9 protein-coding genes are annotated in these 8,029 nt (G+C 70.9%); all 9 read left to right on the top strand.

What is annotated here, in order from left to right; translation table 11 throughout:
- The coding region (gene mltG, locus ACQKIP_RS33155; protein WP_427745002.1) for an endolytic transglycosylase MltG at nt 1–651 on the top strand (651 nt) is incomplete at its 5' end.
- Entirely contained in the window at nt 651–1,478 is an 828-nt protein-coding gene (locus ACQKIP_RS33150) for a shikimate dehydrogenase (RefSeq protein WP_365866613.1), read from the top strand. The genes mltG and ACQKIP_RS33150, both read left to right, overlap by 1 nt.
- Before the next feature lie 140 nt (nt 1,479–1,618).
- On the top strand, nt 1,619–2,803 hold the full coding sequence (gene aroC / locus ACQKIP_RS33145; RefSeq protein ID WP_365866615.1) for a chorismate synthase: 1,185 nt from the start codon (nt 1,619–1,621) through the stop codon (nt 2,801–2,803).
- A complete protein-coding gene (locus tag ACQKIP_RS33140) occupies nt 2,800–3,315 on the top strand; it encodes a shikimate kinase (protein ID WP_365866617.1) in 516 nt (171 codons plus the stop codon). Before aroC ends, ACQKIP_RS33140 begins: the two co-directional genes overlap by 4 nt.
- Complete coding sequence (gene aroB, locus ACQKIP_RS33135; protein ID WP_365866619.1) at nt 3,312–4,424, top strand: 3-dehydroquinate synthase; 1,113 nt, start codon at nt 3,312–3,314, stop codon at nt 4,422–4,424. Before ACQKIP_RS33140 ends, aroB begins: the two co-directional genes overlap by 4 nt.
- Nucleotides 4,425–4,586: 162 nt before the next feature.
- Entirely contained in the window at nt 4,587–5,552 is a 966-nt protein-coding gene (locus ACQKIP_RS33130; protein WP_365866621.1) for a Pro-rich N-terminal domain-containing protein, read from the top strand.
- An 84-nt stretch (nt 5,553–5,636) separates the two neighbouring features.
- Nucleotides 5,637–6,743, top strand: a complete 1,107-nt coding sequence (locus ACQKIP_RS33125; RefSeq protein ID WP_365866623.1) for an aminopeptidase P family protein — start codon at nt 5,637–5,639, stop codon at nt 6,741–6,743.
- Nucleotides 6,744–6,803: 60 nt separating this feature from the next.
- Nucleotides 6,804–7,370 carry an elongation factor P gene (gene efp, locus ACQKIP_RS33120; RefSeq protein ID WP_365866625.1) on the top strand — a complete coding sequence of 189 codons (567 nt, stop codon included), beginning with the start codon at nt 6,804–6,806 and terminating at the stop codon, nt 7,368–7,370.
- A 2-nt stretch (nt 7,371–7,372) separates the two neighbouring features.
- Nucleotides 7,373–7,807 carry a transcription antitermination factor NusB gene (nusB, locus tag ACQKIP_RS33115; protein WP_365866627.1) on the top strand — a complete coding sequence of 145 codons (435 nt, stop codon included), beginning with the start codon at nt 7,373–7,375 and terminating at the stop codon, nt 7,805–7,807.
- The last annotated feature ends 222 nt before the right edge of the window (nt 7,808–8,029 follow it).

The raw sequence follows: 8,029 nt of genomic DNA, 5'->3' as shown, positions 1-8,029 counted from the left end.
AAGGGTGTCGCCAAGAAGGACTGGAAATCCCTCGGTCTTCCCGACTGGGCGAACACCAACAAGGACATCAAGGATCCGCTCGAGGGATTCCTCTACCCCTCCAGTTATCCGGTCGCGAAGGGGCAGAAGCCTCAGGACGTCCTCAAGAAGATGGTCTCCCACGCGACCGTGAAGTACGACGAGTTGGGCCTCAAGGCGAAGGCCGCCCAGCTGAACCTGAAGGATCCGCTCCAGGTGCTCACGGTGGCGAGCCTGGTCCAGGCCGAAGGCAAGTACAAGCACGACTTCGACAAGGTCGCGACGGTCGTCTACAACCGCCTCAAGCCGAACAACACCGAGACCTACGGGCTTCTCGACTTCGACTCGACGGTGAATTACGCCAAGGCCGAAAGCACCTTGGAAACCGGCACGGTCGACGATCTGCGCAAGTTCAACGACCCGTACAACACCTACAAGATCAAGGGTCTGCCCCCCGGCCCGATCGGTAACCCCGGGGACGAGGCGCTCAACTCCGCGCTCAATCCGGCCAAGGGGAACTGGTACTACTTCGTCTCCATCAATGCGGACAAAACGCTGTTCGCCGAGACGAATGAGCAACACGAGCGCAACCGTCAGAAGTACCTCGAGGAACAGAAGAAGAATTCCGGCTGATGAGCATCGAGCGCCGAGCCGCAGTCCTCGGCTCACCCATCGCCCACTCCCTCTCCCCGGTGCTGCACCGCGCCGCATACGGGGAGCTGGGCCTTGCCGACTGGACGTACGACCTGTTCGACGTCGACGAGGCGGCCCTGCCCGGGTTCCTGAAGGGCCTCGGCCCCGAGTGGGCCGGGCTCTCGCTGACGATGCCGCTCAAGCGCGCGGTGATCCCGCTGCTCGACGAGATCAGCGGGACCGCCGCGTCCGTCGAGGCGGTCAACACCGTCGTCTTCGGCGAGGACGGCCGCCGCGTCGGAGACAACACCGACATCCCCGGCATGGTCGCCGCGCTGCGGGAACGCGGAATCGAGCAGGTCGAGACGGCGGCGATCCTCGGTGCAGGCGCCACCGCGTCGTCCGCCCTCGCCGCGCTCGCCCGGATCTGCTCGGGCGAAGTCGTCGCCTATGTACGCAGCGAGGCGCGCGCCGCCGAGATGCGGCAGTGGGGCGAGCGGCTCGACGTGGAGGTGCGCACGCAGGACTGGGCGGACGCCGAGCAGGCGCTGAACGCGCCGCTGGTGATCGCCACGACTCCGGCGGGCGCCACCGACGCGCTCGCGGCGGCCGTGCCCGAGCGGCCCACCACTCTCTTCGACGTCCTGTACGACCCGTGGCCCACCGCTCTGGCGGCCCGCTGGTCGATGTACGGCGGGGCGGTCGTCAGCGGGCTCGATCTCCTCGTGCACCAGGCCGTGCTGCAGGTCGAGCAGATGACCGGACGTACGTCCGCGCCGCTGGCCGCGATGCGCAAGGCCGGGGAGCACGCGCTGGCGGCGCGTTAGCGCGTCCGCTTTCCGGAGACGTCCGCTTTGTGGACCGGAGGCCGGGGCTCGCGTCGCGACGTGGGAGGATCAGGGTGGCGGGCCAGGGCCGCGCACCCGGTCGCGCCACGCAGTTCCAGGCGCGAGCATGAGGAGCACCGTTGAGCAGGTTGCGTTGGCTGACCGCGGGAGAGTCCCACGGACCCGCACTTGTCGCGACGCTGGAGGGTCTTCCCGCCGGCGTGCCGATCACCACGGAGATGGTGGCGGACCACCTGGCCCGGCGGCGCCTCGGCTATGGGCGCGGTGCGCGCATGAAATTCGAGCGTGACGAGGTCACCTTCCTGGGCGGCGTCCGGCACGGCCTGACCATGGGTTCGCCGGTGGCGATCATGGTGGGCAACACCGAGTGGCCCAAGTGGGAACAGGTCATGGCGGCCGACCCCGTCGACCCCGAGATCCTCGCCGACTCGGCCCGCAACGCCCCGCTGACCCGCCCCCGGCCCGGCCACGCCGACCTCGCGGGCATGCAGAAGTACGGCTTCGACGAGGCCCGGCCCGTCCTGGAGCGCGCCTCCGCACGTGAGACCGCGGCCCGCGTCGCGCTCGGCGCGGTCGCCCGTTCGTACCTGAAGGAGACGGCCGGGATCGAGATCGTCAGCCACGTCACGGAGCTGGCGGCGGCCAAGGCGCCCTACGGCGTCTACCCGACCCCCGCCGACGTCGAGAAGCTCGACGCCGACCCGGTGCGCTGCCTCGACGCGGACGCGAGCAAGGCGATGGTCGCCGAGATCGACCAGGCCCACAAGGACGGCGACACCCTGGGCGGCGTCGTCGAGGTGCTCGCGTACAACGTGCCCGTCGGGCTCGGCTCGCACGTGCACTGGGACCGGCGGCTCGACGCGCGGCTCGCCGCCGCGCTCATGGGCATCCAGGCCATCAAGGGCGTCGAGGTCGGCGACGGCTTCGACCTCGCGCGGGTGCCGGGTTCCAAGGCGCACGACGAGATCGTCTCCACCGACGACGGCATCCGGCGCACCTCCGGCCGCTCCGGCGGCACCGAGGGCGGCCTGACCACCGGTGAGCTGCTGCGCGTACGCGCCGCGATGAAGCCCATCGCGACCGTGCCGCGCGCGCTCGCCACCGTCGATGTCGCCACCGGCGAGGCCACCAAGGCGCACCACCAGCGCTCCGACGTGTGCGCGGTCCCGGCTGCCGGCATCGTCGCCGAGGCGATGGTCGCGCTGACCCTGGCCGACGCCGTCGCCGAGAAGTTCGGCGGCGACAGCGTGCCCGAGACCCGGCGCAACGTCACCTCGTACCTCGACAACCTCCAGATCCGGTGACCGGCCCGCAGATCGTCCTGGTCGGGCCGATGGGCGTGGGCAAGTCGACGGTGGGCGCCCTGCTCGCCGAGCGTCTCGGCAGCGCTTTTCGGGACACCGACGCCGACATCGTGCTCGCACAGGGCCGGGAGATCGCGGAGATCTTCGTGGACGAGGGCGAGCCGCACTTCCGCGCGCTCGAACGGGAGGCCGTGCGTACGGCGCTCGCCGAGCACGAGGGAATCCTCGCCCTCGGCGGCGGCGCGGTCCTCGACGACTCGACCCGCGCGCTTCTCGCCCCGCACGCCGTCATCTATCTGTCGATGGACGTCGAGGAGGCGGTCAAGCGCACCGGCCTCAACCAGGCGCGCCCGCTGCTCGCGGTCAACCCGCGCAAGCAGTGGCGCGAACTGATGAACGCCCGCCGCCACTTGTACGCCGAAGTCGCCCGCGCCGTCGTCGCTACCGACGACCGCACCCCCGAAGAGGTCGCCCAGGCGGTCCTCGACGCACTGGAGTTGAAGGAAGCATGACGGAGACCGCTGAGACGTCGGGGCACACGCCCACCCGCATCCAGGTCGGCGGCACCGCGGGCACCGAACCGTACGAGGTCCTTGTCGGGCATCAGCTCCTCGGCGAGCTGCCCGGCCTGATCGGCGAGCAGACCAAGCGCGTCGCGATCATCCACCCGGAGGCGCTCGCCGAGACCGGCGACGCGCTCCGCGACGACCTGGCGGAACAGGGCTTCGAGGTCGTCGCCATCCAGGTGCCGAACGCCGAGGAGGCCAAGACCGCCGAGGTCGCCGCGTACTGCTGGAAGGCGCTCGGCCAGTCCGGCTTCACCCGCAGCGACCTCATCATCGGCGTCGGCGGCGGGGCCACCACGGACCTCGCCGGTTTCGTGGCCGCGACGTGGCTGCGCGGGGTGCGCTGGATCGCCGTGCCGACCACCGTGCTCGGCATGGTGGACGCCGCGGTCGGCGGCAAGACCGGCATCAACACCGCCGAGGGCAAGAACCTGGTGGGCTCCTTCCACCCGCCGGCCGGGGTGCTGTGCGACCTCGCGGCGCTCGACTCGCTGCCGGTCAACGACTTCGTGTCGGGCCTCGCGGAGATCATCAAGGCCGGTTTCATCGCCGACCCGGTGATCCTCGAACTGATCGAGGCGGACCCCGAGGCCGCGCGCAGCCCGCAGGGCCCGCACACCGCCGAGCTGATCGAGCGCTCCATCAAGGTCAAGGCCGAGGTCGTCTCCGGCGATCTCAAGGAGTCGGGCCTGCGTGAGATCCTCAACTACGGTCACACGCTCGCCCACGCCATCGAGAAGAACGAGCGCTACAAGTGGCGGCACGGCGCCGCCGTCTCCGTGGGCATGGCCTTCGCGGCCGAACTCGGCCGCCTGGCCGGCCGCCTCGACGACGCGACCGCCGACCGCCACCGCACCGTCCTGGAGTCCGTGGGACTTCCCCTGAGCTACCGCTACGACCAGTGGCCCAAGCTCCTGGAGACGATGAAGGTCGACAAGAAGTCCCGCGGTGACCTGCTGCGTTTCATCGTCCTCGACGGTCTCGGCAAGCCGACCGTCCTGGAGGGACCCGACCCGGCGGTGCTGCTCGCCGCGTACGGCGAAGTCGCGAAGTAAAGCCGTACCAACGGGGTAAGTGGCCCCCCAGAACAAGCCACGGGCACCCTGCGGCGTCCCCGGCCGTTCACACAACGTCGGCCGGGGACGGTACCGTTCGGTAACGGGTGGCCCCGGCCGCCGCCCGACCAGCGTCAGTCGCACGAGACGGAGTGGCACCGGATGCAGCACGCAGTGGGGTCTCCGCTGCCGCCGCCCCATCAGCCGGGGCACGGACCGGCCACCGGCTGGTCCCCGGCCGCACATCACCCGAGCGGTCCGCCGCCGGGTGCAGCGCCGGGCGGCCCACCGCCTCCCGCGCCGGGTTTCGCCGGCGCCCCGCACCCACCGGGCACGGCCCCGCACCCGCAGGGCGCCCACCCCCAGGGCCCGGCCCCGCACGCGCACGCCCCGGCCCCGCAGCACCCGGCCCCGGCTGCCCCGCAGCACGGCGCCGTCTCCCAGCACACCCACGCGCCCGGCGCCCCCGTGCCGCCGACCCCGGACACGACGGGCCACATACAGCTCCCGCCCGGCGGCCCCGTCGCCATGCCGAGCCCGCCGCCCGGCACGGCACGGGCGGACACCGGCGCCACCACGCTTGCCGTCCTGCTCATCGGCCCCGCGGGCGCGGGCAAGACGAGCGTCGCCAAGTACTGGGCGGAGCACCGCAGGGTGCCGACCGCCCACATCAGCCTCGACGACGTACGGGAATGGGTGCGCTCGGGCTTCGCGGACCCCCAGTCCGGGTGGAACGACCACTCCGAGGCGCAGTACCGCCTGGCCCGCCGCACCTGCGGTTTCGCCGCACGGAACTTCCTGGCCAACGGCATCTCGTGCATCCTCGACGACGCCGTCTTCCCCGACCGTCCGGTCGTCGGCCTCGGCGGCTGGAAGCGGCACGTGGGGCCCGGTCTGCTGCCGGTGGTCCTGCTGCCCGGCCTGGAGATCGTCCTGGAGCGCAATGCCGAGCGCAGCGGCAACCGCCGCCTCACGGACGAGGAAGTGGCCCGCATCCACGGCCGGATGGCCGGCTGGTACGGCTCGGGTCTGCCCATCATCGACAACTCCCAGCTGGACGTGCCCGCCACGGCCCAGGTCCTCGACGACGTGCTCGCCCGTTCCATCGCGAGCCCGCCGCAGTGGTAGGCCGCGCCGCCCGAGGCGCCCGCGCGGCCCCCGGTCGGACGCGCTGAACCGGCCGTCCCGCGCCTGCGCTCATAGGCTCGTCGCATGTCAGAGGTGTACGTGGCCCGCCGTGAGCGGCTGAGGGAGCGTTGTGCCGCGGGCGGCAGCGCGTCGGCGCTGGTGTCCCGTCCCGCCAACGTGCGGTATCTCGCGGGAGCGGCGCCGCAGGGCGCCGTGCTCCTGCTGGGCAGGACCGAGGATCTGCTGCTGTGCGGCAGACCGCCCGGCGACGATCAGGGCGAGGAGCGGCCCGACGACGGGCTGCGGGTGCACCTGCTCGACGCGTCCGGCGCCGATCCCGCGGTCGCGGGGGCCGATCTGGCGGCCGCGCAGGGTGCCGATTCGCTGGCCGTCGAGGAGCACGACCTGACCGTCGCCCGGCATCGCGCGCTTGGCTCCGTCGCGCCGCGTCTGCGGCTCGCGGACCTCGGGGGAGCGGTCGAACAACAGCGCCTCGTCAAGGACGAGGAGGAGATCTCCTGCCTGCGGATCGGCTCCGAGATCGCCGACCAGGCGCTCGGCGAGCTGCTCGAATCGATTCTCGTGGGGCGAACGGAACGTCATCTCGCCCTGGAACTGGAGCGCCGGCTCGTCGACCACGGCGCGGACGGGCCCGCCTTCCCGACCTCCGTCGCCACCGGGCCGAACTCGGGCCGTGGCGCCCACCGGCCCTCTGACCGGCGGGTGGAGGAGGGGGATTTCCTCTCCGTCTGTCTGGGAGCCAGCTATCGCGGCTACCGTTGCGAGATCGGGCGTACGTTCGTCATCGGTACGTCTCCCGCGGACTGGCAGATCGAGCTGTACGACCTTGTTTTCGCCGCTCAGCGGGCAGGCAGGGAGGCTCTGGCGCCGGGCGCCGCCTACCGCGACATCGACCGCGCGGCACGTCATGTGCTGGACTCCGCAGGGTATGCGGACGGTCTCCCTCCGCTGATGGGACACGGGGTGGGGCTCGAAATCGACGAGGACCCGCAGTTGGCGCCCGCGGCCATGGGTAAACTGGACGCTTGCGTGCCGGTCACCGTCGAACCGGGGGTTCACATCCCGGGACGGGGTGGTGTCCGGATCGATGACACGCTCGTCGTGCGCCCCGAGGCGGACGGCGGACCCGAGCTACTCACCATCACGACCAAGGAGCTGCTCGCGCTCTAGCTTTCCGAGCTGTGCGCGTGCGCCGCGGTCGTCCACGTCAGTCCAGGAGATTCCGCAACCGTGGCTTCCACGAACGACCTCAAGAACGGCCTGGTGCTCAAGCTCGACGGGGGCCAGCTCTGGTCCGTCGTCGAGTTCCAGCACGTCAAGCCCGGCAAGGGCCCCGCCTTCGTGCGCACCAAGCTCAAGAACGTGCTGTCGGGCAAGGTCGTCGACAAGACCTTCAACGCCGGCGTCAAGGTCGACACGGCGACGATCGACAAGCGCGACATGCAGTTCTCCTACATGGACGGCGACTACTTCGTCTTCATGGACATGGAGACGTACGACCAGCTGCACATCGACAAGAAGGCCGTCGGCGACGCCGCGAACTTCCTGATCGAGGGCTTCGAGGCCACCGTCGCGCAGCACGAGGGCGAGGTGCTCTTCGTCGAGCTGCCGGCCGCCGTCGAGCTCACCATCAAGGAGACCGAGCCCGGCGTCCAGGGCGACCGCTCCACCGGTGGCACCAAGCCCGCCATCCTGGAGACCGGCCACCAGATCAACGTGCCGCTCTTCATCACCACGGGCGAGAAGATCAAGGTCGACACCCGTGACAGCGGCTACCTCGGCCGGGTGAACAGCTAACCGTGGCTGCTCGTAATACGGCCCGCAAGCGCGCCTTCCAGATCCTCTTCGAGGCCGACCAGCGTGGTGCCGACGTAGTGACGGTCCTCGCGGACTGGGTGCGTCACTCGCGGTCCGACACCCGGCAGCCGCCGGTGAGCGAGTTCACGATGGAGCTGGTCGAGGGGTACGCGAAGCACGCGCGCCACATCGACGAGCTGATCTCGCAGTACGCGGTCGGGTGGACCCTGGACAGGATGCCGGTCGTCGACCGCAACATCCTGCGGCTCGGTGCCTACGAGCTGATCTGGGTCGACGCGACGCCGGACGCCGTGGTCATGGACGAGGCCGTGCAGCTGGCCAAGGAGTTCTCCACGGACGATTCGCCGTCCTTCGTGAACGGCCTGCTCGGCCGCTTCAAGGACCTGAAGCCGGGTCTGCGCCGCGACGAGGCGTGAGGCCGACGAGGCGCAACGCCTCACAAGCCGCTCAGAGGGCCCGCAGCGTGTCGCTGCGGGCCCTCTGGCGTGTCCTGTGCCTTCTGGGTCCTCCGGGGCTCCTGGTGCCGCTGTGGCCCCAGGAGGGCCCTGCGCCTACGCAGAACGCCGGGGTGGGCGGGCCCCCTCGGGTGCGGCCCCCCCCGCGGTAAGGTTGTGCGGAGCTAACCCCAGGGGGAGGAG

Source organism: Streptomyces sp. NPDC059900, from assembly GCF_050270335.1.
GTDB lineage: Bacteria > Actinomycetota > Actinomycetes > Streptomycetales > Streptomycetaceae > Streptomyces.
Note: the sequence above shows the minus strand (reverse complement) of the source record. Positions and strands in the feature narration are given on the sequence as shown.

Bases quoted from the DNA above. Each gene is read 5' to 3' on its own strand.
- ACQKIP_RS33150 (WP_365866613.1), top strand. From the start codon at position 651: ATGAGCATCGAGCGCCGAGCCGCAGTCCTCGGCTCACCCATCGCCCAC.
- aroB (WP_365866619.1), top strand. From the start codon at position 3,312: ATGACGGAGACCGCTGAGACGTCGGGGCACACGCCCACCCGCATCCAG.
- ACQKIP_RS33130 (WP_365866621.1), top strand. From the start codon at position 4,587: ATGCAGCACGCAGTGGGGTCTCCGCTGCCGCCGCCCCATCAGCCGGGG.
- ACQKIP_RS33125 (WP_365866623.1), top strand. From the start codon at position 5,637: ATGTCAGAGGTGTACGTGGCCCGCCGTGAGCGGCTGAGGGAGCGTTGT.